Genomic DNA, 25,528 nt, shown 5'->3' on the forward strand with positions numbered 1-25,528 from the left:
GCACGCCGTCCAATAACCTGGCGCGATGGCAACCGCACTCGACGCAGAGGCGCTGCGCGCCCGGCTCGTCGCCCCCAACGGCCCGTACGCCGCCCTCGACGTCGTGGAGTCCACGCCGTCCACGAACGCGGACCTCGCCGCGGCCACCGACGCCGCCGACCGCACCGTGCTGATCGCGCTGGAGCAGACCGCGGGCCAGGGCAGGCGCGGTCGTGGCTGGTCGTCGCCGGTCGGCGGCCTCTACGTGAGCGTGCTGTTCAAGCCGGCCGGCGTGCGGCCCGACCGGTTGCCGTGGCTCAACCTGATCGCCGGGCTGGCACTGGTGCGCGTCGCGCAGTCGGTGGGGGTCGAGGCGTCGCTGAAGTGGCCCAACGACCTGCTGCTGGGCGCCGAAAGCGGCAAGGGCGCCGGAATCCTGTCCGAGATCACCGCCGACGGGTCGGTCGTGGTGGGCATGGGCCTGAACGTGGCCAAGCTGCCCGCCGACGTCCAGCCCGCGCCGGGCGGCCTCGTGCCGACGTCGCTGGAGGACGCGGGCGCCGACGGGCTGGACCGCGAGGAGCTCGCGTTCCGGCTGCTCGTCGAGCTGGCGGGCCTGGAAGGCGTGTGGCGCAAGAACGGCGGCGACGCCGTCGAGTCCGGTCTGCTGGAGGAGTACCTGGAGCACTCGGCGACAGTCGGCGCGCAGGTGCGCGTCGAGCTCGCGGGCGGCCTGGAGGTCATCGGGGTGGCCCAGCGCGTCGAGGCGGACGGCACCCTCGTCGTGCGCGGCACAGACGGCGTCGAGCACGGCGTGTCCGCAGGTGACGTGGTGCACCTGCGATCCGCGTAGTTAGGGTTGCGCTCATGGCCTACCCCGACGACCTGCTGAGCTCAGGCGAGCACGTCGTGATCCACAAGCACCCCCACTGGAAGATGCTGATCTTCCCGGTGTTCTGGCTGGTGGTGGTGGTCGTGCTCGGCATCTACCTGGCAGGGCTCGTCGCGAGCCTGTCGTGGGCCCCCGTCGCGCTGATCGTGCTCGCGGTCGTCGCGCTGGTGCTGGTCGTGTGGCTCACGGTGGCGCCGGTCCTGCGCTGGCGCACCACCCACTTCATCCTCACGTCGGACCGGGTGATGTACCGGGAGGGCGTGTTCAAGCGCACCGGGCTCGACATCCCCCTGGGCCGGGTCAACAGCGTGCGGTTCGAGCACTCCCTGCTCGACAGGATGCTGGGCTGCGGCACCCTGGTGATCGAGTCGGCCTCCGACGAGCCGCTCGAGTTCGACGACATCCCGTCCGTGGAGAAGGTGCACACCATGCTGTACCGCGAGGTCAACGACAACCCCTCCGACGACTTCCAGCCGCGGGGCGTGTGATGGGGGCTCGCGAGGCCGGGCTGCCGGACGTCGTGGGTGCGTCCGGGTTGCCGTCCAGGGTGACCATCTGGGAGGTCGGGGCCCGGGACGGGTTGCAGAACGAGTCCGCGGTGGTTCCGGTCTCGGTGAAGCTGGAGTTCCTCGATCGGCTGGCCGACGCCGGGTTGACGGTGCTGGAGGCCACCTCGTTCGTTCACCCCAAGTGGGTTCCTCAGCTGGCTGATGCCGCTGAGCTGCTGGGTGGGCTGGAGCGGCGGGACGGGGTCGTCTATCCCGTTCTCGTGCCCAACGAGCGGGGGTTGGACCGGGCGTTGGAGGCAGGGGTTTCGCACATCGCGATCTTTGCTTCCGCCACCGAGACGTTCGCCGGTAAGAATCTGAACCGGACGCTGGCCGGGCAGTTCGAGATGTTCGCGCCCACCGTGGCTCGGGCGTTGGACGCCGGGCTCAGCGTGCGGGGATATGTCTCGATGTGTTTCGGCGACCCTTGGGAGGGGCCCGTTGCCGCTTCCCAGGTGGTCGAGGTCGGGGAGCGGCTGCTGGAGATGGGCTGTTCGCAGCTGTCCCTGGGGGACACGATCGGAGTCGCCACGCCAGGGCAGGTCGAAGGGCTCCTGGCCCGGTTCGGGGACGTCTCCTCGCTGGCCGTTCATTTTCACGACACCTACGGGCAGGCGCTGGCGAACACGTTGGCGGCCCTGCGGTGCGGGGTGACCACTGTGGATTCTTCGGCCGGAGGGCTCGGAGGATGTCCCTACGCCGAGTCGGCCACCGGGAACCTGGCCACCGAGGACCTGGTGTGGATGCTGGACGGGCTGGGGGTGGAGACCGGGGTGGACCTGGACAAGCTGGTCGCCACCTCCGTGTGGATGGCTGAGCGGTTGGGTCGGCCCAGCCCTTCCCGGGTTGTCCGGGCGTTGGGTGGGTGACGGGACCACCCCACCCGGCTTCGCAGGAAAGGCCAGGACTGGGGGTGCTCGCCTTCGGCGTCGTGGCTCGCCGTTGCCGAGTCAGCTTCTCGTGCTGAACATTCCGGTGGCGATGAAGCGGTAGACGACCTGGTCGTCTCGTTTTGCCCTGCCTTCGAACTCGACCAGGCCGAGGGTGGGGCGGCTCTTCGAGCGGCGGGCGTTGAGGACCTCTGCTTCGAAGGTCAGCTTGTCGCCGGGGTAGACCGGGGCCAGCCAGGAGAGTTCGCGACCTCCCGGTGAGCCTTGGGAGGTCGAGTCGGAGAGGACTGTGTCGACCCAGCGGCGCATCCACAGGCTTGCCGTGTACCAGCCGGAGGCCGCGACGCTGCCGAAGATCGAGTTCTTCGCTGCCTCGTCGTCGAGGTGGAAGGGCTGGGGGTCGAACTTCCTGGCGAAGTCCAGCATGTCCTCCCGGTCGACGACCAGGTCGCCCAGCGGGATGATTTTGCCTGCGGGCAGGTCCTCGAAGGCGATCACGGGTCGATCCTACGTAACCGAAACCGCTGGGAACCGATCCAAGGGCAAAGGCGTCCTAGAGCCCGAGCCCGGGCTATGCGTGTGAGAGGGGACTCGGTGGACGACCACCGTGCGCAGGTCGAGGAGTTGCTTGCCGACTACCGGCGCAGCCGTGAGCAGCTTGCCGCTGTTCAGCGGGAGCTCGCCGCCGTGTCGGGGGAGGCTTCCAGTCCTGACGGGTCTGTCTCGGCCGTGGTCGGGCCAGGGGGGAAGCTGGTGGGGCTGGAGCTGTCCGAGCTCGCTTACCGGCGGCATCGGCCTGAGCAGCTGGCCGAGTTGATCGTGCGGACGGTCGGTGAGGCGGCCGGTGCCGCCGCCGAGGACAGCTATCGGACGTTGAGCGCGGTGTTGCCCGCTGCCACCGATCCTGCCGCGCTGGTGGCGGGGACCGCTGACCTCGCGCCTGCCGAGTACGAGCCCGAACCGGCCCGGCGGCCCGCTCGCGGGCTGGTGGACGACGACGAGGACAACGAGCAGCGGGAGAGCTGGCTCGACTCCGAGCTCATCGACAGGAGGGTGCGGTGACCGGGTACGAGGCCGACCTGGAGCGGCTGGACGCCGGGGCGCGCGAGTTGCAGGGCTTCGCCGGGCAGGCCGTGGAGATCAAGGGGGCGCTGGAGACCGCGCTCGCCTCGTTCGGGGCGTGCTGGGGGGATGACGCGATCGGGCGGAGTTTCGCCGACTCGCACGTGAAGCCCGCCGGCGATGCGGCTGGGGCCGTGGGGGCGCTCGCCGCCACGTTGGGGGATGTCGGCGAGAAGCTCGCCGCCACCGCCGAGACGTACCGGCACGTCGAGCAGAGCAACGCTTCGGCGATGAGAAGGCTGGAAGGCTGACACATGGGCATCGAGCTCCCCGCCGAACTCGCCGACGTCGCGGCCAAGGCCGGTGTCGTGTGGCCCAAGGCCGACGAGGACGCCATGCGGGCCAGTGCCGCCGCGTGGCGTGACGCCGGAGACAAGATCAAGGGGCTGGGCACGTCGTGCGACGGTGCCGCCAACCGGGCGCTCGGCGGTGTGCGGGGTGCCGCTGGGGACGCGGCCCGGGGCCGGTGGTCCAAGGTCGTGGCGCCGGACGGGGAGCTGCAACGCGCGGCCCGCGGCTGTCATGCCGCCGCTGACCGGCTGGACCACGCCGCGAAGCAGGTCGGGGCCGCGAAGGTCGAGATCGTGCGCGAGCTGGTGACGCTCGCGAAGAACACCGACGCCGCGCACACGTCCGCGAACGCCGGCAACCCCAACGCGTTGCTGGGCCTCGACACGCTGACGAAGGGGGTCGCGGCCAACGTCGCGAACCTCCAGAACACGTTGTCCTCGGCGATCCGGCTGGACAGCGGTGTGGACATGACGCACGGGTCGCAGCCCGTCAACACCGCGCCCGGAGCCCACGGGCCCGGCACGCCCGGTGCCGGGCTGGGGCTGCTCGGGCCCGTTGTCGACGTGGTCGGCGGGGTTGTGGCGCCTGTGGCCGAGGCCGTCGCGCCTGTCGTGGAGCCGGTTGCCGCTGTGGTCGCGCCGGTGACGGAGGCGGTGGCGCCTGTTGTCGGTGCGGTGACCGCGCCCGTCGCGCCGGTCGTGGGGGCTGTCGCCGCGCCGCTCGCGCCGGTGGTGGAGACGGTGACCGAGGCCGTCGAGCCGGTGCTGGAGGCCGCCGCGCCGGTGACCGAGCCCGCGGCCGCGGCGGTGCGGCCGGTGGTCGACGCCGTGCCCGGTGCGCGGGAGACGGTCGGGCCGGTGCTGGACGGGCCCGGCGAGCACGGACGTGGGGACGGGCCAGGGCACGGGCCGAACCCCGGGCAGGGACACGGGCCGGGGCAGGGCGAGGGACGGCCGCAGGGGCTGCCGCACGTCGTCAACCAGGTCGTCGCGCCGGTCGCGGCGCAGGTCGCGGACGTCATCCCGAGCGTGCACGGGCAGATCGGGCCGATCGCCGACGGCGCTACGCAGACGGCTGGTGCCGCCGTGCTGGAGCAGCCGTTGGTTCGTGGTGGTGAAGTGCCTGGTCAGGCTCCTGCCGCTGCTGCTCCCGCGGCGGGGCAGGCGGCGTCCGCCGCGCCTGCCGGGCCTGCCGGGCCCGCCGTGGGTGGCGGGCCCGTCGCCGGTGGGCCCGGTGGGGCTCCGGCCGCGGCGGTGCCCGCGCAGGGTGGCGCCGTCGCGGGGCAGCCGGGTGCCGCCCAGGCCGCTTCGCAGGCCGCCGGGCAGCAAGCGCAGGCTGCTCAGCAGGCCGCGAAGGGTGCCGAGGCGAAGGGTGTCGACGCCAAGGCCGCCGACGCCAAGGCCGCCGATACCAAGACCGGTGGTGAGGGCAAGAGCGGTGCGTCCGGGTCCGGTTCCGGTGCTGCTGGCAAGAGCGGTGCGGGCGGCGGGGCGGTGTCCGGCGGGCAGGCGACCGCTGTCGGGCAGTCGTCCGCGACCGGACAGAGCGGTGGTGCCTCCGGGCAGGCGTCGGCTGGTGGGCAGGCGTCCGGGCAGCCGGGTTCCGGGCTCAAGGACGGTGCCGCCAAGGACCTGGCCAAGGACGTCTCGGCGGCGGCCGGGCTGGACGACTCGGCCGAGGACGACCGGCCCGCCGCGCAGGCCGGTGACACCGTGACGGCGCCCTCGGCGCCCGGTGCGGCGGTGGACCTCGGGGAACGTCAGGTTTCCGGGTCGCTGACCGACCGCCTCGACAACCACGGCCGGGAGAACCTGGCGCTGGTCGATCCCGGTGTCGCCGGGGACGTGCTGCGGCACACCTACACGGCGCTGGCGGCCGGGAGCTGGTTCATGGCGGTGTTCCTGTCCGCCGGGCAGGCTCCGCGGCTCGCGCCCAAGCCCGCGCGGCAGCTGCCGCCGCCTCCACAGGAGCAGGAGCGGGTCACGCCGCGGTTCGCGCCGGGTGACCACCCGCGGGCCGGTCTGGTCTCGGTCGTGGAGTCGCGGGCGTCGGTGCCGGCGGACGGGCTCGGCAAAGATCACCCGGTCGTGCGGGAGCTGCTCGACGGGTACGACCCGCTCGGCGGCATGCACGAGCACGACTGGGAGAGCCTGTTCCTCGCCGGGGACGGCACGCCGCGCTGGCCCGTCGAACGGGAGGGCGGCTACGAGGACAGCCTGCCGGAGGTGCTCCCGGCCGGTGCCGAGCTCGACCGGTTCGGCACGCCGGAGGGGCGGGTGCTGAGCACGGCGGGCACGCCGTTCGCGCAGCGGTCGTTGCCGCCGCGGGCGCTCGACGAGGGCTACCGGCGCTACCGGGTCGAGAAGGACCTGCCCGTCCACCGCACGATCAGCGCGCCGTGGTTCGGCCAGCCCGGTGGCGGCAGCCGGTACCGCACCACCCATCCGGTCGCGGACCTCGTCGCGCTCGGCTACCTCACGGAGGTCACCGCATGAACGTCGAGTCGCTGCCCGAGTGGCTGACCAGGATCGGCGTGCCGGACGACGTCGTCAGCCTCGGCGAGGAGGCGGAGGGACGCTGGTGCCTCCTCGCCGACGACAAGGGCTACGAGGTGTTCTGGCAGGAGCAGGGCAACCGTTACGACTGGGCCCGGTTCGACGACGAGGGCGTGGCGTGCCACTACCTCTTCGGCCGGCTGGCCTGGGCCCAGGTCGCGCGCGGAAGCCTCAGCGTGCCAACAGCGTGAGCGCCGCCTCGTGCAGGTGGCCGTTCGACGTCAGCACGCTGCCGCCGTCGTAGCGCTCCTCGCCGTCCAGCGAGGTGAACCGGCCACCGGCCTCGGTGACGAGCACCTGGAACGGGGCGATGTCCCACGGGTTCGCGATGCACTCGGGCGCGAGGTCGATCGCGCCTTCCGCGACGAGGCAGTGCTGGTAGAAGTCGCCGAACGCGCGGCTCTCCCAGGTCGCGTCCACGAGCCGCAGGTACGCCTCGCGGGAGTGGTACTCGACCCACGTCTTGATGTCGGTCGTGGACACGTAGGCGTCTTCGAGCTCGCGGACACCGGACACGGAGATCGCGCGTTCGCCGGAGGCGTCGGACGAGAAGGCGCCCCCACCGGACGCCGCCCACCAGCGGCGGCCCAGCGCGGGGGCCGACACGACGCCGACGACCGGCTCGCCGTCGGCGACCAGGGCGATCAGGGTCGCCCAGACCGGCACGCCGCGCAGGAAGTTCTTGGTGCCGTCGATCGGGTCGAGCACCCACACGCGCGCCGCGTCCAGGGTGCCGCCGCGTTCCTCGCCCATGATCACGTCATCGGGGCGTTCGGCGGACAGCACCGAGCGGATGGCGTCCTCCACCGCGATGTCGGCGTCGGTGACGGGCGTGCGGTCCGGCTTGCGGTCCACCGCGAGGTCGTGGGCGCGGAACCGGGTCGCGGTGATGGCGTCGGCGGCGTCGGCCAGGCGGAGGGCCAGTTCGAGATCAGCATCGTGGCGTGACACGCGGCGATCGTCGCACGAATACGCTGGGCCCGTGAGCGTGGTGTTGCTGGCCGAGGACGACCCGGCCATCGCGGAACCGCTCTCCCGCGCGTTGACGCGGGAGGGCTATTCGGTGCAGGTCGTGGGGGACGGTCCGAGCGCCTTCGACGTCGCCGTCACCGGCGGGGTCGACCTGCTGGTGCTGGACCTGGGGCTGCCGGGCATGGACGGGCTGGAGGTCTGCCGCAGGCTCCGCCAGAGCGGCAGGGGCATCCCCGTGCTGATGCTCACGGCCCGTGCCGACGAGGTGGACTTCGTCGTCGGGCTCGACGCGGGCGCGGACGACTACGTCGCCAAGCCGTTCCGGCTCGCCGAGCTGATGGCGCGCATCCGGGCGCTGCTGCGCCGCCGGGCACCGGGCACGCTGGAGGTCAACGGCGTGCGCGTCGACCTGGCCGCCCGGCGCGTCACGGTCGACGGCGGCGAGATCCAGCTGGCGAACAAGGAGTTCGAGCTGCTCAAGGTGCTGATCCAGCGCGCGGGCCAGGTGGTGAGCCGCGACGAGATCCTCTCCGAGGTGTGGAACGACCCGGACCTGAAGGGCAGCAAGACGCTCGACATGCACATGTCGTGGCTGCGCCGGAAGCTCGGTGACGGCACGCCCAACTCCGCGGAGCGCCGCATCGCGACCGTCCGCGGCCGCGGGTTCCGCTTCAACGCCGACTGATGCGTCGCCGCATCCTGCGGGCGATCCTGCTCGCCGTCGCCGTGACGGGCTTCGTGCTCGGCATCCCGCTGGGCTACACGGCGTTGCAGCTGGTCGAGGACACCGCCCGCGGTGCCCTCACCGAACGCGCGCAGCGGATCGCGACGACGCTCGACGACCAGCTGGCGACCCGCCGCGAGATCGACATCGAGGCCGTCCGGATCGCCGTTCCCGCCGACGGCAGGCTCACCGTCTTCTCCGGCGGCGCCACGAGCGTCGTCGGTCCCTCGCCGGGGGCCGACCCGCTGACCGCCGAGCTGCCGATCGCCCAGCAGGGCACCGTCCGGCTGGAGATCCCGTCCGGGCCCATGCACACGAGCCAGGCGCAGGTCGCGGGCCTGGTGCTGCTCCTGCTCGCGCTGTCGGTGGGCACCGGGACCGTCGTCGCGCTGGTGACGGCGCAAACGCTTGCCCGGCCGTTGGGGTACGTGGCGGCCCGCGCGTCCCGGCTGGGCGCCGGTGACTTCCGCGCCGACGAGCAGCGCCACCAGATCGAGGAGCTGGACGCCGTCTCCTCCGCCCTCGACGCCTCGGCCACCGCGCTGGCCCGGCTGGTCCAGCGCGAACGCGACCTGGTCGGCGACGTCTCGCACCAGCTGCGCAGCCGGCTGACCGCGTTGCAGCTGCGCCTCGAAGCGCTGGCGGAGCACCCGGAACCGGACACGGCGTCCGAGGCACGCGCCGCGCTGGAACAGGCCGAACGCCTGGCCGCCGTGCTGGACGAGCTGCTGGCGGCGGCCCGCGCGGCACGGGCGGTGGGCGCGGAGCCGCTGGAGCTGCGTCCCGCGCTGAACGCCATCGCCGAGGAGTGGCGCGAGCAGGTCAAGAGCCAGGGCCGGTCGTTGCGGGTCCGCGTCCCGGACGGGCTGCTGGCCCGCGCCACGCCCGCCCGGCTCCGCGAGGCCATCGGCGTGCTGCTCGACAACGCGCTGCGGCACGGCGAGGGCAACGTCGTCGTGTCGGCGCGCGGCGAGGACGGCACGGTGGTCGTCGAGGTCAGCGACGCCGGCTCCGGCGTGCCGGACGAGCTGGCGGCGCACATCTTCGAGCGCGGTGTGTCCGGTGGCGGCTCGACGGGTGTGGGGCTCGCGCTCGCACGGGCGCTGGTCGACGCGGACGGCGGGCGGCTGGAGCTGTCGACGGCGCGACCGGCGACGTTCGCGGTGTTCCTGCCGGTGCCCAAGGCTCAGGACGTGGTGGGGATCTCGTGGAGGAAGCCGAGCACTCCCCGGTAGCGCCCCGAGAGGCCGGCGCTTCAGGAGTGGCCGAGCTCCTTCTCCTCCTCGATCGGCCGCTTGGAGCCGCGCGCGTTCTCCTCGGGGAAGACCCACTTCTTGTAGCCGTACCAGCGGAAGGCCATGCCGACGAGCGTGCCGATGATCTGCGCGCTGACGAAGTCGGAGACCTCCTCGGTCAGCCGCGAGACGTGCGGCTCCTGGAGGTGGAACGCGTACCGCGCGAGGTAGAGCGGTGCCGAGTTCAGCACGATGCCGATGCCGTTCACCAGGAAGAACAGCAGTGCCTCGTGGTGGCGTTCCCGGCCGCCGCGGGTGCGGAACGACCACTCCCTGTTGAGGATGTACGACACGATCGTGGCGACCAGCGTTGCGATGATCTTCGCCGTCACCGGGTTGTTCGGCAGGACGAGGATCTTGATCCCGAAGAACAGCGCGGTGTCGATGATGAAGCACGTGCCCCCGACCAGGGCGAACTTCACCAGTTCACGATGCTTCAGCGCGATCGACCGGATCGGCTCCGGAAACCGGGAGACCATTGTTTCGGCTAGGGACACGAGAAGAGTCTACGGAGATCGGGTGAACGTGCCGGTCAGGTCGCGCGCCCGCGTCCGGGAACACCCAGTGCCGCATGGCCCAGAACTTGAAGCCCGTCGCGAGCAGCATGCCGATCACGGAGCCGGACACGAAGTCCGCGATCTCCTCGGTCATCTTCGTCACGAACGGGGCCTGCAGGCCGAACAGGTGCCGCGACAGCCACAGCGGCACGATGTTGATGCCCACGCCGAGGCCGCTGACCAGGAAGAACAGCGCCGCCTCGTGGTGGCGCTCGCGGCCGCCGCGGGTGTGGAAGGACCACTCGCGGGACAGGACGTACGAGGCGATGATCGCCACCAGGACGCCGATGACCTTGGCCGTGACGACCTTGTCGGTCAGGACGGTGAGCTTGAGCGCGTACCAGACGCCGTTGTCGATGAGGAACGTCGTGCCGCCGACCACGGCGAACCGGATCATCTCGCGGTGCTTGTGCAGCAGGAACTGGAGTGGTTCTGGCAACCGGCTCAGGGCCCGGCGGACGACTGGCAGCACCGCGACAGCTTACGGATCATGGCGGCGGCACCCGTCCGCGGGTGCCGCCGAAACCACGCAGCGCGGTGTGACCTGCACGTTCCGTCACGACCGATGGTCAAGTCCTGAACGGGCTCAGAACGTCTCCGGCGGGCAGGACGAACCGAGCAGGTCCGGCAGCAGCGACCCCAGCAGGCCCGGCCACCGCTCGCACGGCTCCGACGCCCGCGGCGGCGCGGTGGACTGCGTCGAGGACGGCGGCGCGGTGGTGGTTGGCACCGAGGACGGCGGCGTGGTGGTCGTCGTCGCCGGGGACTCCACCGGCGAGCTCGGCACCGTCGTCGTCGGCAGCGGGTTCTCGGTGCGGGTCGGCTCCGTCGGCTTGGCCGGGACGGACGTCGTGGTCGGCCTGGGGGTGGTGGTCGTCGGTGGCACGGGCGTCGTCGTCGGCGGCTTCGGCTCCTCGACCGGCGGGAGGTCCGGGTGCGTCCGCACCGGCACGGTCACGGACTTCGCCGCGTTGCCGAGGGACGCCTTGACGGTGATCGACCCGCCCCGGTACGGCAGCCCGAGAGCCCACAGCGACATCCGGTAGGTGCCGTCCTTCTCCAGGTCGGCGACGCACCGGAACGAGCGCGGACCTGTCGGCGTGCACTCCCGGTACGGCGTGAAGATGGCGATGTTGTCCGACGACGACACCTCCAGCTTCAGCGTGCCCGCGCGCGGGCCGGTGTTGCGGACCTTCACGTCCACCCGCGGGTCCCAGAAGATCTCGTGCCACGTCGACACGGTGAGCTCCAGGTCGTCGTGCACCGGCGGGACGTTGACCGCGATGTCGACGTTCACCGAGACCGCCGCGCCCGCGCTGATCGTGCCGGTGATGCGGCCGGGCAGGGCCTCGTGCGTCGCCTTCAGCCGGAACAGGAACGTCGCCTCGCCGCCGGGCGCGATGCCCTGGGGCGTGACGCAGGTGATCGTGCCGCTGCCCGCCGGGCAGTCGACGGACTGCTCTTGCGCGCCGTCGAGCTGCAACGCCCGTGCCGCGAACGACGACGGGCCGCCGGTCGACAGCACGCCCGGTGGCAGCGTCAGCACCATGCTCGCGGGCGGTGCCGCGGTGCCACCGGTGTTGCGGACGGTGATCGGGAAGTCCTTCGCCTCCTCGCCGGGCGTCAGCGTGTACCCGCTCGGCGTGGTCGGCGTGAACGACGGCGGTGCGGGCGGCTCCGGTTCCGGTTCGGGCTGCGGTTCGGGCGCCGGTTCTTCGGCCGCGGGGGGCTCGGGTGCGGGCGGTTCCGGTTCCGGTTCCGGCTCGGGTGCCGGCGCCTGGGTCGGGGCCGGTGGCTCCGGTGACGGCGTCTCGGGAGAGGGGACGGGGGGCTGCGGTGCGGGCGGCTGCACCCGCGTCACGGCGGGGGGCGGCGGCTCGGCCTGCACCTGCGGCTGCTGCTGCTCGCCGCCGCCGCTGGCCAGCGCGATCACCACGGCGGCGGCCACGGCCGCGGCGGACCCGCCGACCGTGACGAGCTGGCGGGGGATCGAGGCACCGATCGCGCCCGCGCCGCCCGCCGCCGCGCCCGCACCGGCGACGGTCGTCGCCGCACCGGCCGTGAGCAGGTAGGACGTGGCGCCGACGCCGAGGACCAGCGGGGCGACGAAGAGCCGCAGCGACCCGTTGACGTCCGCCAGCTCGGCGGCGAGCGCACGGCACCGGCCGCACTCGTCGAGGTGCGTCTCGACCTGCGTCGACTCGCGCCGCGACAGGCCGCCGCGGGTCCAGGCGCCCAGCCGGTCGACGGTCGCCTTGCAGCGCTCCGCCGCGGTCTCGGCCAGGTGCATCTGCAGGTACTGCTGCTTGAGGCCCTCGCGGGCGCGGTAGGCGAGCGCGGACACGCCGTTGGCCGTCAGCCCGAGCAGCGGGGCGACCTCGGCGGGCGACTGGCCCTCGATCTCGGTGTGCCAGAGGACCATCTGCCAGCGCTCCGGCAGCGCGGCGAACGCGCGGGCGGCGAGCGACCGTTCGAGCCCGGCCACGGCGGTGTCGCTGAACGCCACGGGCGGCGCGACCTCGTTCATGTCCTCGGTGAGGTCGACCCTCTTCTCGCGGCGGGTCTTGTCGTAGGCGGTGTGGCGCAGCGCGGTGAGTAGGTAGGCGCGGAACGCCGAGTCGGGACCGCGGCCGGCGCGCAGCGTGTCGAGCACCTTCGCGAACGCCTCGGAGACGAGGTCGTCGGCTTCGGCGGGAGAACGGGCCAGTTGGCGGGCGAGGTTGTAGGCCGCCGAGACGTGGCGTTCGTACAGCTGGCCGTAGGCGTCGATGGTTCCACCGCGCACGGACTGGATCAGTTCCGCGTCGCCAGGCCCCTGTACATCTGCAGGAACGGTCGCCACAGTCTTCGTTTCCCTCCTCGCGGCGCTCAGTGTGACTTACGGCCTCACCGGGAGTCACCTCAATCCCCCGCGCGGGTTGCGTCACGATCCGGCGACGTGAACGTCTCCCAGCTGGAATCGATCGGGTGACGTTGGCGAGTGGAAGGAGACCGGGTGGGTGTCGCACAAGCGGAACGCCTGCTGAAGTCGAGGTGGCGGACCGCCTCCCTGGCCGCCGGCTGGGCGTTCCCCGCGGATTGGCCGCTCGCCGAGGTCGACGACGTGTGCGCGGCGATGCTGGAGGACGCCGACCCCGCCGAGGCCCTGGTCCGGCTGGGCCGCGCCAGAGCGGAGGCCGGTGCCGGCCTCGCCGAGACGTTGATGGACCTCGCCGCGCTGCACGCGGTGCTGGCCGACGGGTCCCGGATCGTGTCGCCGTGCGTGGACGCGCTCCCGTCGTGGATGCTGCGCCTGACCTCGCTGGGGTGGGCGGACGTGGTCACCAAGCAGGCGGGTGACCGCACGGCGGAGGACCCGCTGACCGGGCTGGCGACCGCCGCCTACCTGCGCACGCGGCTGGGCGAGGTGTACCGGGAGTCGCCCGTCGTGTCGCTCGACTACGCGCTCGTGCTGCTGCGTCTGGAGATCCACCGCGCGAAGGGCTGGTCTCGGGTCGTGGCCATGACCCTCGCCGCGGACGCGTTGCGCACGGTCTTCGACGGCGGAGAGACGCTGGCGACCCTCGGTCCGTGCGTGGCCGCCGTGCTGGTGAGGCGCGACGAGCAGCTCTCGCGCCGAGTTTCGAACCTGAGGGTGCTCACGGCGGACCGGCTCGCCGACGACCCGAACGTCCGCCCCGCCGGACCCGCGAAGGTCTGGGTCGAGGAGCTGCCGGACACCGCCGTCGAGGCCCGCGCGCTGCTGAACTCGCTCGGGCGCTGATCTCCCCCTGTCCCGCGCCCGTGGGTCCCCGCGTCCCCACCGGGCCTCTTCCGCGCGCCTCCAGAAGTGTTCTATTGTCTTAGTTAACTAGAACAATCTGGGGAGTGCGTGTGGTCGAGTTCCACGTCGACCGCGGCAGCGGCCTGCCGGCGTACCTGCAGCTGGGGCAGCAGGTCCGGGAGGCGCTGAGACTCGGCTGGTTGCGGCCGGGCGACCGCCTGCCGACGGTCCGCGACGTCGTCGCCACGAGCGGCGTCAACGCGAACACGGTGCTCAAGGCCTACCGCGAGCTGGAGCTGGCGGGCCTCGTCGAGGCCCGCCAGGGCTCCGGCACCTTCGTCAAGAGCTCCTTGGGGTCCGCCACCCCCGAGGACCTGGACCCGTTGCGCGCCAAGCTCGCCGCGTGGGTCGCGGAGGCGCGCTCCGCCGGGCTGGAGGACGAGGACGTGTACGCGCTGCTGCGCGAGGTGCTGAGTGGGGGAGAGCGATGAGCGTGGTTGCGGCCGGAGTGTCGAAGTGGGCGGTGCGGGACGTCTCCTTCGAACTGCCACCGGGCAGCGTGACGGCGGTGGTGGGAGCCAACGGCTCCGGGAAGTCCACGCTGCTGAACGTGCTGGCGGGACACCTGCCACCGGAGTCGGGACATGGCGCGATCGCGGGCCGCGTCGCGTACGTCCCGCAGCACAAGCCGATGTACAAGAGCTTCCGCGTGGCCGACGTGCTCGCGTTCGGCAAGCACATGAACAAGACCTGGGACGGCGAACGGGCCGACGAGTGGCTCAAGAGGTTCAAGGTGCCGCGCAAGCTGCAGGCAGAGGACCTGTCAGGAGGCCAGCGCACGCACCTGACCCTCGCGCTGGCACTGGGCGCGCGCCCGGACGTGCTGCTGCTCGACGAGCCACTGTCCGAACTGGACCCGTTGGCGCGCAGGAAGGTCATGAGCGAACTGCTGACCGAGGTCGCCGACCGCGGCATGACGCTCGTCTACTCGACCCACGTCGTCGCGGAGGTCGGTGGTGTGGCGGACCGGTTGCTGCTGCTGTCCGCCGGGCGGCTGCTGCTCGACGGCGAGACCGACGACCTGCTGGAAGAGCACGTTCTCTACACGGGGCCGCACGCCTCGAAGTCACCTGTGAAAGGACCTGTGGTGCAGGCGAAGCACGGTGTGTCGCACTCGTCGTACCTGGTGCGGTCCGGTGGCGCCGCGGCCGGCGAACCGTGGACCGCCCGGTTCGTGACGCTGGAGGAGCTGGTCGTGGCACACCTGGAGCGTGCGGCGTGAACCTGGAGTCGATCGTCTGGCTGACCTGGCGCCAGCACCGGGGGCCGGTCATCGGCCTCGCCGTCCTCGCCCTGGGCACCGTCTACGCCCTGTTCGCCGGCGAGGCGGGGGACGGGCCCGCCGGCTCGCTGCAGATGGCGGGCTTCTACGCGGTCGCGGTGCAGCTCGCGTTCGGTGGCGTCGCCGGTGTGGTCCTCGGAGCCCCGCTGGTGGCCCGCGAGCTGGAGGAGCGCACGTACTTCGTGGCGTGGGGCCAGGACGTCACCGCCCTGGAGTGGTTGCGCGGCAAGATGATCGCCCTCGGCCTGCTGGTCGTGCTGCTCGGCGCCGCCGTGGGAGCGGGCAGCGGCTTCACCGGTGGCCAGTCGTCCACGTGGCGCGCGTTCGAGGCGAACTCGTTCGTGCAAGCCGGGTACGCGGCGTTCGGGTTCGCGCTCGGCGTGGCGATCGGCCTGCTGACCCGGCACGTGGCCACCGCGATGGCGGCGACGGTGATCGCCTACACGCTGGTCAGGACCGTGATCTCGTTCCTGCGCGACTACTACTGGCCGGCGGAGCGGGACATCGCCCGCTGGGAGGAGTCGCCGAAGGTGGCACCGGGCTCGCTCGAGATGGGCAGCGGGTTCGTCGGCGAGGACCTGAAACCAGTCGGGGTGCCGGACGTGTGCGCCGCGCAGTCCAACGTGGCCAGCTGCATGCGCAGCGCGCGTGCCGCGTCCGGCACGTACGTCGACTACCAGCCGCCGAGCCGGGTCGGGGCGTTCCAGTTCGTCGAGTTCAGCCTCTACGCGCTGCTCACGGTGGCCCTGGTCGTGCTGACGTTCCGGGCGCTGAGCCGCGGCGGCGGGTGGAAGCCGACGCGGTCCCACCGCCGCCTCCCGGTCCCGGCCGTCGCGGAGACGGCCGCCGCCGAGCCCGCCGCCGAGTCCGCTGTCGAGGCGGGGGGCGCGGGGGAGGCGCAGCCCGCGCCAGGCGTGGACGGTGCCGACGATCCCGTGTCGCGGTCCTGAGTCCGGGTGAACGGCCTCACTGGGGGTGGGGCCGTTCACCGGTGCGGCTCCGGGGCCGTGACCGGGCCGTCTCCGGCGGCGGCTGGCTCTGCTGGTGAGGTCCGCAGAAGCTGCAGGTAGGCTGCCTGAACCGTGGACTCCCGTACCCGTCTCCCAGTCGTCGGCATGATCGGCGGCGGGCAGCTCGCCCGCATGACGCACCAGGCCGCCATCCCGCTCGGCCAGTCCCTGCGCGTGCTCGCCGTCTCCGACAACGACCCCGCCGCACTGGTGGCGCGCGACGTCGTGCTCGGCACGCACACCGACCTGGACGCGTTGCGCGCGTTCGCGAAGGGCTGCGAGGTCGTCACGTTCGACCACGAGCACGTGCCGCAGGAGCACCTGCGCGCGCTGGTCGCCGAGGGTGTGAAGGTGCACCCCGGTCCGGACGCCCTCCAGTACGCGCAGGACAAGCTGAAGATGCGGGTGAAACTCGCCGAGCTGGGCCTGCCCGTGCCGCCGTTCGCCGAGGTCCACTCCGTCGCCGACGTGCTGAGGTTCGGCGCCGAGCACGGCTGGCCGACCGTGCTGAAGGCGGTCCGCGGCGGCTACGACGGCCGCGGCGTGTGGATGCTGAACACCCCGCAGAGCGCCGAGCGCGCCGTCCCCGAGCTGCTGGAGTCCGGGACGCCGCTGATGGTCGAGCAGTGCGTGCCGATGCGCCGCGAGCTGGCCGCCGTCGTGGCGCGGTCCCCGTTCGGGCAGGGCGCGGCGTGGCCCGTCGTCGAGACCGTGCAGTCCGAGGGCATCTGCGTCGAGGTGCTCGCCCCGGCCCCGTCCCTGGACGGCGACGCCGCCCAGGAGCTGGCCCTGAAGGTCGCCGAGGCGCTGGGCGTGGTCGGCGTGCTGGCCGTGGAGCTGTTCGAGACCGCGGACGGCGTCGTGGTGAACGAGCTCGCGATGCGCCCCCACAACTCCGGCCACTGGTCGATCGAGGGCGCCCGCACGTCCCAGTTCGAGCAGCACCTGCGCGCCGTCCTCGACTACCCGCTCGGCCGCACGGACCTGATGGCACCGGCCGTGGTGATGGCGAACGTCCTGGGCGCCGCCGACACCCCGGCGATGGGTCCCGACGAGCGCGTGCACCACCTGTTCGCCCGGTTCCCGGACGCGCACGTGCACCTGTACGGCAAGGAGGAACGGCCGGGCCGCAAGGTCGGGCACGTGACGTTCCTCGGCAACGACATGACGACGGTCCGCGAGCGCGCCCGCCTCGCGGCGGACTTCCTGTCCACCGGCGTCTGGACAGACGGCTACGACATCCACGGGAGCTCGGAGTGACACAGGTCGGCGTGATCATGGGCAGCGACTCGGACTGGCCGGTGATGAAGGCCGCCACCGAGGCGCTCGCCGAGTTCGACGTCCCGTTCGAGGTGAGCGTCGTCTCCGCCCACCGCACCCCGCAGCGCATGCTCGACTACGCCACCACGGCCGCCTCCCGCGGCCTGCGCGTGATCATCGCGGGCGCCGGCGGAGCCGCCCACCTGCCCGGCATGGTCGCCTCGGCCACCGTGCTCCCGGTGATCGGCGTCCCCGTGCCGCTGAAGTACCTCGACGGCATGGACTCGCTGCTCTCGATCGTGCAGATGCCGGCGGGCGTCCCGGTCGCCACGGTGTCGGTGGGAGGAGCCCGCAACGCGGGCCTGCTGGCCGTCCGGATGCTCGCCTCCGGCGACCCGGCGCTGCAGGAGCGCATGGCACGTTTCCAGGCGGAGCTCGAGCAGCTCGTACTAGACAAGGACGCGGCTCTGCAGAAGTCGCTCTGAGTCGTTTCAAGTGCTCAACAGCACAGCGGCGCGCCCGGTGAACGGGCGCTAACATCGTGTCGAGTACTCGCTACCGGGAGGTAACACGGTGAACCCGAGCTTCGGCACCTACCAGCTCGCCGAGGAGCACGAGGCGCTGCGAGAGGCCGTCCGCTCGCTCGCCGAGAAGGAGATCAAGCCGCACGCGGCCGAGGTCGACGAGAACGAGCGCTTCCCGGTCGAGGCCCACGACGCCCTCGTGAAGGCGGGCTTCGCGGCGGTCCACGTCCCCGAGACCTACGACGGCCAGGGCGCCGACTCCGTCGCCACCTGCATCGTCATCGAGGAGGTGGCCCGCGTCTGCGCCTCCTCCTCGCTCATCCCCGCCGTGAACAAGCTCGGCACCATGCCGATCCTGCTCTCGGCGTCCGAGGAGCTGAAGCAGCTCGTCATGCCGTCCATCGCCTCCGGCGAGGCGATGGCCTCCTACGCCCTCTCCGAGCGCGAGGCGGGCTCCGACACGGCGTCCATGCGCACCCGCGCTCAGCTCGATGGCGACAACTGGGTGCTGAACGGCACGAAGTGCTGGATCACCAACGCCGGCGAGTCGACCTGGTACACCGTCATGGCCGTGACGGACCCCAACGCCGCCAAGAAGTCGCAGGGCATCTCGGCGTTCGTCGTGCACAAGGACGACCCCGGCTTCTCGGTGGGCCCCAAGGAGCGCAAGCTCGGCATCAAGGGCTCGCCGACCCGCGAGATCTACTTCGAGAACTGCACCATCCCGGCCAACCGCATCATCGGCGAGCCCGGCACCGGCCTGAAGACGGCTTTGAAGACGCTGGACCACACCCGTCCGACGATCGGCGCCCAGGCAGTCGGCATCGCGCAGGGCGCACTGGAAGCCGCGGTCGCGTACGTCAAGGACCGCAAGCAGTTCGGCAAGTCCATTTCGGACTTCCAGGGCGTCCAGTTCATGCTCGCCGACATGGCCATGAAGATCGAGGCCGCGCGGCACATGGTCTACGTGGCAGCCGCCAAGGCCGAGCGTGGTGAGCCGAACATCGGCTTCATCACCGCCGCCGCCAAGTGCTTCGCCTCGGACGTGGCGATGGAGGTCACGACCGACGCCGTCCAGCTCTTCGGTGGTGCCGGGTACACCCGCGACTTCCCGGTGGAGCGCATGATGCGCGACGCGAAGATCACGCAGATCTACGAGGGCACCAACCAGATCCAGCGCGTCGTGATGTCGCGCGCCGTCCTGAACGGCTGAGTTTCACCACTTCGGGTCACGGCCTGGAGGCTCCTGATTCCATGATCAGGCCGCCTCCAGGCCGTGCGCTTTACGAGCCCAGAAGCCCTTCGCGTTCCAGCACGCGGCGAACGTCTTCGAAGCTCGCGGCGATCCGGCCTGCCGGGTAGTGGATCTGGCCGAGCCCGTGGATGTTCGAGAAGTCCGCGCATCCTTCCTCCAGCATGACGATCGCGCGGGAGAACCCGAGACGGCCTTGGAAGAGGCCGACCTCGTGAACGACGTTCTGCCGTGCGGTCACCGCGCCGTCGGCACGTTCGTCTTCCGCTGTGAGCACGAGAAACGCCATCGCCGCTTCGTCCAGCATCGAGGCAAGGCGCTCGACGTTGGACACGCCCGCCACCGGAACCCTGTTGAACTCGTCCCAGGAGAGCCCGAGACGGTCCTGGAGGAAGTCCTTCAGCTCCCGCCACTGCGGGGATCGTCCATGGCCGATGAAGACGTGCGTGCCACGCCGGGCCGGTGGGGTGGTGCCGGGTGACTCCACCTGGCCGGACCGGGTGGTCAGCGAGTCGATGTGTTCGGCGGCCACCTGCACGAGTCGCGCGAGCTCCTTGCACTTCTCGAACGGATCGATGATCGCGCTCACCCGAGCGAGCACCTCTTGGTGCGGAGCCGGAGAGAGCTTCTGCTTCGCGGTCTTCTCCTGCGCCGCACTGGCTTCGAGAAGTGCGGCGAGCGCGTTCTCATAGGTGATCGCGTCGACCTGGGAGATCCGCGTCTTCAGGCTGAGGAGGTAGTCGTTGTGGTTGAAGGAGAGATACGCAGTCAGCAGACTCTCGGCTTCGTCCTTCGCTGCCGCGAGCTGGCCGCGGGCCTCGTCGGACAAGGAGACCACCGTGGTCAGGTCCGGATCGCCGGCTTCTGACCTGATCCTGGAATGGACGTAATCACGACTATGTGCCGTCCACGGGCCCATGCTGTCGACCATCACTCGGAGGAGCGTGCGTCCTTTGCCGAAGCGTTCGCCGAACGTCGGTTTGCTGAAGTCGCGGTAGTAGGTTGTCGACCGAAACCCTGAGTTGGAGCCGGACCAGCTCTCCGCGAACGAGTTCGCGGTATCTCTCAAACGGCCGAGTCTTCGTCTGTCAGCCTCTATGTCGTCCGACAGGGTCGACAGGCGTTGCGCGAGGGCGATGAGCAGTTCGGGAATCCTCTCCGTCATTGGGTGATCGTGCCTCACCCTTCAGTGGCTGCATATCGTTTCGCGTCGACAGTACGCACGTCGTGTCCTCACGATCAGCCGAAACCGACGGCCGATCGGACACTTCCGTGTGTCACAAGCCGAGCCGCGCGGCATTGCCAGGGCTGAACACCGCCACCGCGGCGTCGAGCCGCCCCAGCTTCTCCTCGATCAGAGGCTCCACCTCGGCCCACGCGAGACCGCCGAGCCCGGCCCCGAGCGGTGGCACCGCCACCGACCGCAAGCCCAGCTCTCCGACCACGCGCGCCAGGTCGTCCAGTCCGGACGCGATGTCGGACAGCTTCGACCGCGACCGGAAGTGCCGCTTGGTCGGAAAGCTGACGAACCACCGGTCTAGCCTGGTCACGTGCACGCGTCCCAGCCGTACTTCCCCTGCGGCGCAAGCGGAAGCGTAGGCATCGAAGTACGCGGGGAAGCGCTGCTTGAACTGCAACGCCAATCCTTTCCCCATCACACCGACGCAGTTCACCGCGTTCACCAACGCGTCGGTCTCGGCGTCCAACAGGTCACCGGCACCCTGCACGATCACAGCAATCCCCCCGGAAGTGGCGTCAGGCCCTCATGATGCCCGGCACCCCCGACAAAACCGCGTCACGGCAGCCACGCAGCTCGCGCACCAGGGCGGACGCGAGCACCCGGCCGACCAGTGGGTCGTCATAGCCGAAGTTGTCCGCGGTCACGGCTGTTGGCGTGAGCGTGCCTCGCCGGTAGATCACGCCGCGCACACCCACGATCGGGCAGTGCCGCACGCGAACCGTGACCGCGCCGCGTTGCAACGCCGGACACGACCGCAGCGCCACCGGAACACATGCCAAGCACACTGGCGGTTCCGTCGAGGCCATCCCCTCCGGCCAACCCGGCCAGTCACCACGAAAGTCCCGCAGCAGCCACAGAACGCCGTCGTCGTTGATATCAGCCGGCCCGCCACAAACCTGACACAGCGACAGTTCCATGGCCCGGCGCTGCCGCAGCGGATGCACCCTGGCGAACTCCGGCCGCCCGACCTGGTGACGCAATCCGGTCTGCCGCCACAGCACGCCGTGCGAGTCGCGGTCGCTCAGCAACTCCTTGGCATACCCGATGCTGCCGTCAGGCCGCTCAACGAGCGTGCACTGCAGATCCTGCTCAGCACTCCACGCTGTGACATACGGCGCAACAACCATTGACACCATTCCCTGTACAGAACTTTTCGCGGAGTAAAGCGCTGTTCGGTACAGATCTGCAACTTCAGTTCAGGGAGCCGAACTTGTACTCGAGCACGTACGCCGCCGCGTCGAGAACCATCTCGTTGACCTCAACCGGCAGGTCATCAGCGGTGTAAGCCGTCCGCACGATCAGGACGACCGGTGTGCCCTGGGCCAGGTCGAGCGCCGCACTTTCACTCTCTCCGGGCATGCGGCTCCGCAGCTCCTCGCGGAACCGAACGGGTTCGTAGCCCAACTCCTTGAGCCGCGCGTACGCACCGCCCTCACCCGTGTCGACCTCGGCGATCGCAGACCCGGCGACGAGCGCCTCCGGGTAGTACGAGGTGGAGAGCTGGACGGGCTTGTCGTCGACCACATACCGACGCCGCCGCACGACCACTTGAGCGTCTTCACCGAGACCCAGCACGGTCGCGATCGCCGCAGGCGGCACCTCCACGCCGACCGTCACACCTTCGGTCCGCGGACGCGTGCCGACGTCGGTGGACCAGATGGGCCGCCCGGCACCCCAGGACGTGCCGGCCAGCAGACGGTCCGGAGACACGCGCCTGATCGGTCGGAACTCGCGGACGAACGTCCCGGACCCGCGCTTGGCGACGATGAGCCCTTCGTTCTTCAGCACGTCCAGCGCCCGCCGGGCAGTGGGCTGCTCCACGCCATACCGGCTGGTGAGGACGTTCTCGCCGGGAACTTTGCCGCCCGGCGGCAGCTCGCCGGACTCGATCTGCCGCCGGAGGTCGTTCGCGATGTCCCGATAGCCAACGCGCCCCTGGTGGGCGTTGTCGGTCATGAGCCATCTCCTCAGCCAGGTCGCGGTTCTGTAGAGCGACCAAGCTACCGGGCCCGGCTCACGCGGCCACGCAGGTCCCGATGTCGTTCCCGATGGCCCCCTTCGCCCCCAGCACACAGGGCGACTCCGGCGTCAACGACTGGTCCGACACCTGCTGCGCCCCGGCGACCGCCACGTTCGCCATCCGCATCAGGCTGCCACTGCCGATCGCCTCCGCCACCGCCACCGCACGCGCGTCCTCGGTGGTGCAGCTGATGTCCGTGCCCGCTCTGTCGACGCGCGGCAACCACAACGCCCTCGTGCCCTCGGCACACGGCTCGATCTGCCAACGCGTGTCCTCCGCCGCCTGCGCGAGGGCGGGGGCGTAGACGGCGAAACCGACTGTCAGGGCCAGAGCCACGAGGAAACGTCCCATGCGTTCGAACGTAGCCCCGTCACAATGCCCCGACCGGGGGAAACGAGTCCCACGGCCGGGGACTACGTTCTGGTTACAGGTCGGCGAGGATCTCGCCCAAGCGCTCGTAGCTGCGGCCCGCGCCATCCGCCATGCCCGTCGCCAGCACGGCGTCGCGGGCCTCCTGCGACACGAGCTTCATCGTCGACGTCATCGTGGTGCGGCCGTCGGTCTCGACGAACTCCACGGTCGTCAGAGCAGGTGGGTTGTCCTCGAAGTGTTCGGTGTTGCAGATCCGCGTGTACGGCGTGACCTCGGTGTATTCGCCGTGCATCTCGAACGCGCCTGAGCCGTCCGGTTGCGCCCAGCCGTAGCGCCACTTGCCGCCCACGCGCAGGTCGACTTCGCAGATCGGCATCTCCCAGCCGTCCGGGCCGAGCAGCCAGCGGCGCAGCAGGGCCGGGTCGGTGAACGCCTTCCAGACCAGGGCCGCGGGGGCGTCGAAGGTGCGGGTCATGGCGATCTCGGTGTCGGACGGGAGGGTCACGGTCGTGCCGAACTTGGTGGTGGTGCTCATTGTTCTGTCTCCTTCAACTCGGTCAGCAGTGCGTCGAGGCGCGTGTAGCTCGCGTCCCAGAAGCGGCGGTAGTTCTCGGCCCACACGGCGACCTCCTTCAGGGGTGTCGCGTCGAGCTGGCAGGGGCGCCACTGGGCTTCCCTGCCCCTGGTGATCAGGCCGGCTTTCTCCAGCACGCGCAGGTGCTTGGAGATCGCCGGGCCGCTGATGTCGAACGGCTCGGAGAGCTCCTTGACCGTCGCCGGACCTTCCGTCAGCCGCGCGAGGATCGCTCGGCGGGTCGGGTCGGCCAGGGCGGCGAAGGTGGCGCTCAGCTGGTCCATCTTGTGCCTAACCATCGGGTTAAATAACCTGTGGGTTAAGTAAGCGCCTTCTGGGCTTCGATGTCAAGGGCAACCTGGTGGGGGTCGGGTTCCGTCATCACGGCATGGGCTATCGGGTTCTCGTGGTCGTCGCGCTGCTGGTCGCCGGGTGTGGGGGCGGGGCGGGTGCCGGTGTGGTCGGCGGGGTGTTCCACTCCACGTCCGTCACCGAGAGGGGTGCGCCGCGGGCGTTGGTCGACGGGACCAGGGTGGAGCTGTCGTTCACCGACGACGGCAGGGTGATCGCTCGGGCAGGGTGCAACCAGATGCAGGCGCCGGTTTCGTTGGGAGGCGGCAAGATCGAGGCCGGTGAGCTGAGCATGACCATGATCGGGTGTCCGGACCCGCGGTTGCACGAGCAGGACGAGTGGTTGTCGAAGTTCTTGGGGGCCTCGCCGTCGTGGCGCAAGGACGGGGCGAACCTCGTCGTCGCTGACGACAGCACGGAGATCGTGCTCGCGCCGGAGGTTCCGGCCTCGCTCGAAGGCGGGAAGTGGACCGCCGACACGCTGATCTCCGGTGACACCGCAGGGTCGGTGCCGGGTGGAGTCGTTGCGACGCTGGAGTTCCGGGACGGTGGCGTTGAGGTGTCGGCTGGGTGCAACTCCGGGTCCGCGCGTTATCGGACGGACGGGTCCGCGATCACGTTCGAGGAGCTGGTTTTGACGGACAAGGCGTGCGGGCCGGACGAGATGGCGGTCGAAAAGGCTGTCACGGAAGCACTTCAGGGTCGTTCGGAGTTCAAAGTGGACGGACAGCGGCTGAGGCTGACCGCGGCGTCCGGGTCGGGGGTGGGGCTGCGGAAGTAGGGGGCCGACCTGCGAACATGTGGTCTTGCTGTGCGATTCCTGTCGAAATCATGAGGACGCCCGAACCTGCACTAGCTTCGGTTCGGAGCAGAACGAACGACAGGATCGGGGAACTGTGAACACGCTCAAGGACGTAACGGCGCTCATCGGACGGATCGCGCTCGGCGTCATCTTCATCGCGCACGGCTGGCAGAAGTTCGCCGAGTTCGGCATGGACGGCACGGCCGGGTCGTTCGAGAAGATGGGAATTCCGCTGCCGACGCTGTCCGCGTGGTTCGCCGCCTCCGTCGAGTTGGCCGGTGGTGTCGCGCTGATCGCCGGGGTGGCGCTGCCGGTCGTCGGTGTGCTGCTGGCCTTCAACATGGCCGGGGCCTGGCTGCTCGTGCACCTGTCGAACGGCCTGACCGGGGAGGGCGGTTCCGAGCTGGTGATCGCGCTCGGTGCGGCCGCGCTCGCGCTCGGGTTCAACGGCGGCGCCTACTCGCTGGACCGCGTGCTGTTCAAGAACAACAAGGTGCTCAACCCAGTTGCAGCGTGACCTTCTCGGTCTCCCGGCGCGCGGTCAGCTGACCCGCGTCGGGATTGCTGACCTGGACCAGTGAGCCGCCGGCGGCGAGCACGGCGAGGAAGCCTTCCAGGACGGCGGAGGACGAGTCCCACTCCACAATGGACAGCACGCGCGGCTCGTCGCCCAGCTTCGCGCCGAGCTCGCGGGCCGCCGCGACCACCTCGTCCACAGTGGAGTCGCCGAGGGCGGGGGCGGAGCCGGCAAGCGGTTCCCACGGGAAGAAGTCGTCGCCGTGGGCCCGCGCGTCGTCGGTGTAGTCGACGGGGGCGCCGGAGCCGACGCCGAACGGGTGCAGCGAGGCCACGGCCACGACGTCCGCGTCCGCCGTGCCGCCCGGTGCCACGACCGCCACCTTCGCGTCCTCGGCAGGGCCGATGACCACGCGGGCGCCGCACCACCAGGCGCCCAGCAGCACGCCGACGGTCTGCCAGTGCGAGGGCAGCAGCACGGCCACGGTGTCGCCCGGCTCGACGTCGTGTTCGTCACGCAGCCAGTTGGCCGTCTTCGCCGCCCAGTTCTTCACCGTCGCGCGGGACAGCTCGATCCGCGAGCCCGTCGCGTCGTCGTAGTGCGTGATCAGCGGACGGCCGGAGTCGGCCTTCAGCAGGGGCGTGAAGAGGATCTCGGTCACGCTCACGCGGGTCAC

31 protein-coding genes are annotated in these 25,528 nt (G+C 70.9%); 18 read left to right on the forward strand and 13 right to left on the reverse strand.

The window, feature by feature from the left end; genetic code table 11:
* Positions 1-25: 25 nt before the first annotated feature.
* From BLT23_RS10330 to BLT23_RS10340, 3 genes are read left to right on the forward strand one after another with little or no spacing between them, the layout of a single operon-like run.
* Entirely contained in the window at positions 26-832 is an 807-nt protein-coding gene (locus tag BLT23_RS10330; RefSeq protein WP_090048076.1) for a biotin--[acetyl-CoA-carboxylase] ligase, read from the forward strand.
* Between the two features lie 14 nt (positions 833-846).
* On the forward strand, positions 847-1,359 hold the full coding sequence (locus BLT23_RS10335; protein ID WP_090048077.1) for a PH domain-containing protein: 513 nt from the start codon (positions 847-849) through the stop codon (positions 1,357-1,359).
* Positions 1,359-2,288: a hydroxymethylglutaryl-CoA lyase gene (locus BLT23_RS10340; protein WP_090048549.1), complete on the forward strand. Its 930-nt coding sequence runs from the start codon at positions 1,359-1,361 to the stop codon at positions 2,286-2,288. The genes BLT23_RS10335 and BLT23_RS10340 overlap by 1 nt, the downstream gene beginning before the upstream one ends.
* An 81-nt stretch (positions 2,289-2,369) precedes the next feature.
* On the opposite strand, the gene BLT23_RS10345 is transcribed toward BLT23_RS10340, so the two are convergent.
* Complete coding sequence (locus BLT23_RS10345) at positions 2,370-2,807, reverse strand: MaoC family dehydratase (RefSeq protein ID WP_245743878.1); 438 nt, start codon at positions 2,805-2,807, stop codon at positions 2,370-2,372.
* A 96-nt stretch (positions 2,808-2,903) separates the two neighbouring features.
* Here BLT23_RS10345 and BLT23_RS10350 point away from each other — a divergent pair, with 96 nt between their 5' ends.
* Genes BLT23_RS10350 through BLT23_RS10365 form a run of 4 tightly spaced genes read left to right on the forward strand, consistent with a single transcriptional unit; the run spans position 2,904 to position 6,468 of the window.
* Complete coding sequence (locus BLT23_RS10350) at positions 2,904-3,371, forward strand: YbaB/EbfC family nucleoid-associated protein (RefSeq protein ID WP_245743879.1); 468 nt, start codon at positions 2,904-2,906, stop codon at positions 3,369-3,371.
* Positions 3,368-3,682, forward strand: coding sequence for a WXG100 family type VII secretion target (locus tag BLT23_RS10355; protein WP_090048079.1), 315 nt, complete (start codon positions 3,368-3,370; stop codon positions 3,680-3,682). Before BLT23_RS10350 ends, BLT23_RS10355 begins: the two co-directional genes overlap by 4 nt.
* A gap of 3 nt (positions 3,683-3,685) precedes the next feature.
* Positions 3,686-6,217: a TNT domain-containing protein gene (locus BLT23_RS10360; protein WP_090048080.1), complete on the forward strand. Its 2,532-nt coding sequence runs from the start codon at positions 3,686-3,688 to the stop codon at positions 6,215-6,217.
* The gene (locus BLT23_RS10365; protein ID WP_090048081.1) at positions 6,214-6,468 is read left to right on the forward strand and encodes a hypothetical protein; all 255 of its coding nucleotides are present in this window, start codon (positions 6,214-6,216) and stop codon (positions 6,466-6,468) included. The genes BLT23_RS10360 and BLT23_RS10365 overlap by 4 nt, the downstream gene beginning before the upstream one ends.
* Here BLT23_RS10365 and hisN read toward each other — a convergent pair.
* On the reverse strand, positions 6,449-7,228 hold the full coding sequence (gene hisN, locus BLT23_RS10370; RefSeq protein WP_245743880.1) for a histidinol-phosphatase: 780 nt from the start codon (positions 7,226-7,228) through the stop codon (positions 6,449-6,451). The two genes, BLT23_RS10365 and hisN, sit on opposite strands and share 20 nt — an antisense overlap.
* Positions 7,229-7,259: 31 nt before the next feature.
* Here hisN and BLT23_RS10375 point away from each other — a divergent pair, with 31 nt between their 5' ends.
* Both BLT23_RS10375 and BLT23_RS10380 read left to right on the forward strand, forming a co-directional pair.
* A complete protein-coding gene (locus BLT23_RS10375; protein WP_090048083.1) occupies positions 7,260-7,934 on the forward strand; it encodes a response regulator transcription factor in 675 nt (224 codons plus the stop codon).
* Positions 7,934-9,208, forward strand: coding sequence for an ATP-binding protein (locus BLT23_RS10380; RefSeq protein WP_090048084.1), 1,275 nt, complete (start codon positions 7,934-7,936; stop codon positions 9,206-9,208). Before BLT23_RS10375 ends, BLT23_RS10380 begins: the two co-directional genes overlap by 1 nt.
* Positions 9,209-9,228: 20 nt before the next feature.
* Here the strand turns inward: BLT23_RS10380 and BLT23_RS10385 are convergent, their stop codons facing one another.
* From BLT23_RS10385 to BLT23_RS10395, 3 genes are all read right to left on the reverse strand, one after another.
* A complete protein-coding gene (locus BLT23_RS10385) occupies positions 9,229-9,765 on the reverse strand; it encodes a GtrA family protein (RefSeq protein WP_090048085.1) in 537 nt (178 codons plus the stop codon).
* On the reverse strand, positions 9,695-10,294 hold the full coding sequence (locus tag BLT23_RS10390) for a GtrA family protein (protein WP_245743907.1): 600 nt from the start codon (positions 10,292-10,294) through the stop codon (positions 9,695-9,697). Before BLT23_RS10390 ends, BLT23_RS10385 begins: the two co-directional genes overlap by 71 nt.
* Before the next feature lie 117 nt (positions 10,295-10,411).
* Positions 10,412-12,610: a sigma-70 family RNA polymerase sigma factor gene (locus tag BLT23_RS10395; RefSeq protein WP_245743881.1), complete on the reverse strand. Its 2,199-nt coding sequence runs from the start codon at positions 12,608-12,610 to the stop codon at positions 10,412-10,414.
* Positions 12,611-12,820: 210 nt separating this feature from the next.
* Between BLT23_RS10395 and BLT23_RS10400 the strand changes: the two genes are divergently transcribed.
* The 7 genes from BLT23_RS10400 to BLT23_RS10430 all read left to right on the forward strand — a co-directional run bounded on the left by BLT23_RS10400 (position 12,821) and on the right by BLT23_RS10430 (position 18,937).
* The gene (locus BLT23_RS10400; RefSeq protein WP_245743882.1) at positions 12,821-13,588 is read left to right on the forward strand and encodes a GGDEF domain-containing protein; all 768 of its coding nucleotides are present in this window, start codon (positions 12,821-12,823) and stop codon (positions 13,586-13,588) included.
* A 110-nt stretch (positions 13,589-13,698) separates the two neighbouring features.
* Positions 13,699-14,079: a GntR family transcriptional regulator gene (locus BLT23_RS10405; protein ID WP_090048088.1), complete on the forward strand. Its 381-nt coding sequence runs from the start codon at positions 13,699-13,701 to the stop codon at positions 14,077-14,079.
* Entirely contained in the window at positions 14,076-14,870 is a 795-nt protein-coding gene (locus tag BLT23_RS10410; protein WP_090048089.1) for an ATP-binding cassette domain-containing protein, read from the forward strand. Before BLT23_RS10405 ends, BLT23_RS10410 begins: the two co-directional genes overlap by 4 nt.
* Positions 14,867-15,880 carry a hypothetical protein gene (locus BLT23_RS10415; RefSeq protein ID WP_090048090.1) on the forward strand — a complete coding sequence of 338 codons (1,014 nt, stop codon included), beginning with the start codon at positions 14,867-14,869 and terminating at the stop codon, positions 15,878-15,880. The genes BLT23_RS10410 and BLT23_RS10415 overlap by 4 nt, the downstream gene beginning before the upstream one ends.
* Positions 15,881-16,012: 132 nt before the next feature.
* The gene (locus BLT23_RS10420) at positions 16,013-17,200 is read left to right on the forward strand and encodes a 5-(carboxyamino)imidazole ribonucleotide synthase (RefSeq protein WP_090048091.1); all 1,188 of its coding nucleotides are present in this window, start codon (positions 16,013-16,015) and stop codon (positions 17,198-17,200) included.
* Positions 17,197-17,685: a 5-(carboxyamino)imidazole ribonucleotide mutase gene (purE, locus tag BLT23_RS10425; protein ID WP_281248829.1), complete on the forward strand. Its 489-nt coding sequence runs from the start codon at positions 17,197-17,199 to the stop codon at positions 17,683-17,685. Before BLT23_RS10420 ends, purE begins: the two co-directional genes overlap by 4 nt.
* A gap of 88 nt (positions 17,686-17,773) precedes the next feature.
* Positions 17,774-18,937 carry an acyl-CoA dehydrogenase gene (locus tag BLT23_RS10430; RefSeq protein ID WP_090048092.1) on the forward strand — a complete coding sequence of 388 codons (1,164 nt, stop codon included), beginning with the start codon at positions 17,774-17,776 and terminating at the stop codon, positions 18,935-18,937.
* A gap of 70 nt (positions 18,938-19,007) precedes the next feature.
* On the opposite strand, the gene BLT23_RS10435 is transcribed toward BLT23_RS10430, so the two are convergent.
* From BLT23_RS10435 to BLT23_RS10465, 7 genes are all read right to left on the reverse strand, one after another.
* The gene (locus BLT23_RS10435) at positions 19,008-20,141 is read right to left on the reverse strand and encodes a TIR domain-containing protein (RefSeq protein WP_090048093.1); all 1,134 of its coding nucleotides are present in this window, start codon (positions 20,139-20,141) and stop codon (positions 19,008-19,010) included.
* 112 nt (positions 20,142-20,253) lie between these two features.
* Entirely contained in the window at positions 20,254-20,682 is a 429-nt protein-coding gene (locus BLT23_RS10440; protein WP_218133710.1) for a macro domain-containing protein, read from the reverse strand.
* 49 nt (positions 20,683-20,731) lie between these two features.
* Positions 20,732-21,343 (reverse strand): hypothetical protein, encoded by a 612-nt coding sequence (locus BLT23_RS10445; RefSeq protein WP_090048095.1) that lies wholly within the window; start codon positions 21,341-21,343, stop codon positions 20,732-20,734.
* A 64-nt stretch (positions 21,344-21,407) separates the two neighbouring features.
* Complete coding sequence (locus BLT23_RS10450) at positions 21,408-22,172, reverse strand: GntR family transcriptional regulator (protein ID WP_090048096.1); 765 nt, start codon at positions 22,170-22,172, stop codon at positions 21,408-21,410.
* A 58-nt stretch (positions 22,173-22,230) separates the two neighbouring features.
* Complete coding sequence (locus BLT23_RS10455; RefSeq protein ID WP_143035888.1) at positions 22,231-22,587, reverse strand: hypothetical protein; 357 nt, start codon at positions 22,585-22,587, stop codon at positions 22,231-22,233.
* 73 nt (positions 22,588-22,660) lie between these two features.
* Positions 22,661-23,143 (reverse strand): SRPBCC family protein, encoded by a 483-nt coding sequence (locus BLT23_RS10460; protein ID WP_090048098.1) that lies wholly within the window; start codon positions 23,141-23,143, stop codon positions 22,661-22,663.
* On the reverse strand, positions 23,140-23,481 hold the full coding sequence (locus BLT23_RS10465; protein WP_218133711.1) for an ArsR/SmtB family transcription factor: 342 nt from the start codon (positions 23,479-23,481) through the stop codon (positions 23,140-23,142). The genes BLT23_RS10460 and BLT23_RS10465 overlap by 4 nt, the downstream gene beginning before the upstream one ends.
* An 89-nt stretch (positions 23,482-23,570) precedes the next feature.
* Here BLT23_RS10465 and BLT23_RS10470 point away from each other — a divergent pair, with 89 nt between their 5' ends.
* Together BLT23_RS10470 and BLT23_RS10475 are read left to right on the forward strand one after the other, a co-directional pair.
* Positions 23,571-24,314 (forward strand): META domain-containing protein, encoded by a 744-nt coding sequence (locus BLT23_RS10470; RefSeq protein ID WP_090048100.1) that lies wholly within the window; start codon positions 23,571-23,573, stop codon positions 24,312-24,314.
* 115 nt (positions 24,315-24,429) lie between these two features.
* Positions 24,430-24,852 carry a DoxX family protein gene (locus BLT23_RS10475; protein ID WP_090048101.1) on the forward strand — a complete coding sequence of 141 codons (423 nt, stop codon included), beginning with the start codon at positions 24,430-24,432 and terminating at the stop codon, positions 24,850-24,852.
* Here BLT23_RS10475 and BLT23_RS10480 read toward each other — a convergent pair.
* Complete coding sequence (locus tag BLT23_RS10480; protein ID WP_090048555.1) at positions 24,833-25,519, reverse strand: TIGR03089 family protein; 687 nt, start codon at positions 25,517-25,519, stop codon at positions 24,833-24,835. The two genes, BLT23_RS10475 and BLT23_RS10480, sit on opposite strands and share 20 nt — an antisense overlap.
* Between the last annotated feature and the right edge of the window lie 9 nt (positions 25,520-25,528).

Source organism: Lentzea fradiae (assembly GCF_900100955.1).
Classification (GTDB): Bacteria; Actinomycetota; Actinomycetes; order Mycobacteriales; family Pseudonocardiaceae; genus Lentzea; species Lentzea fradiae.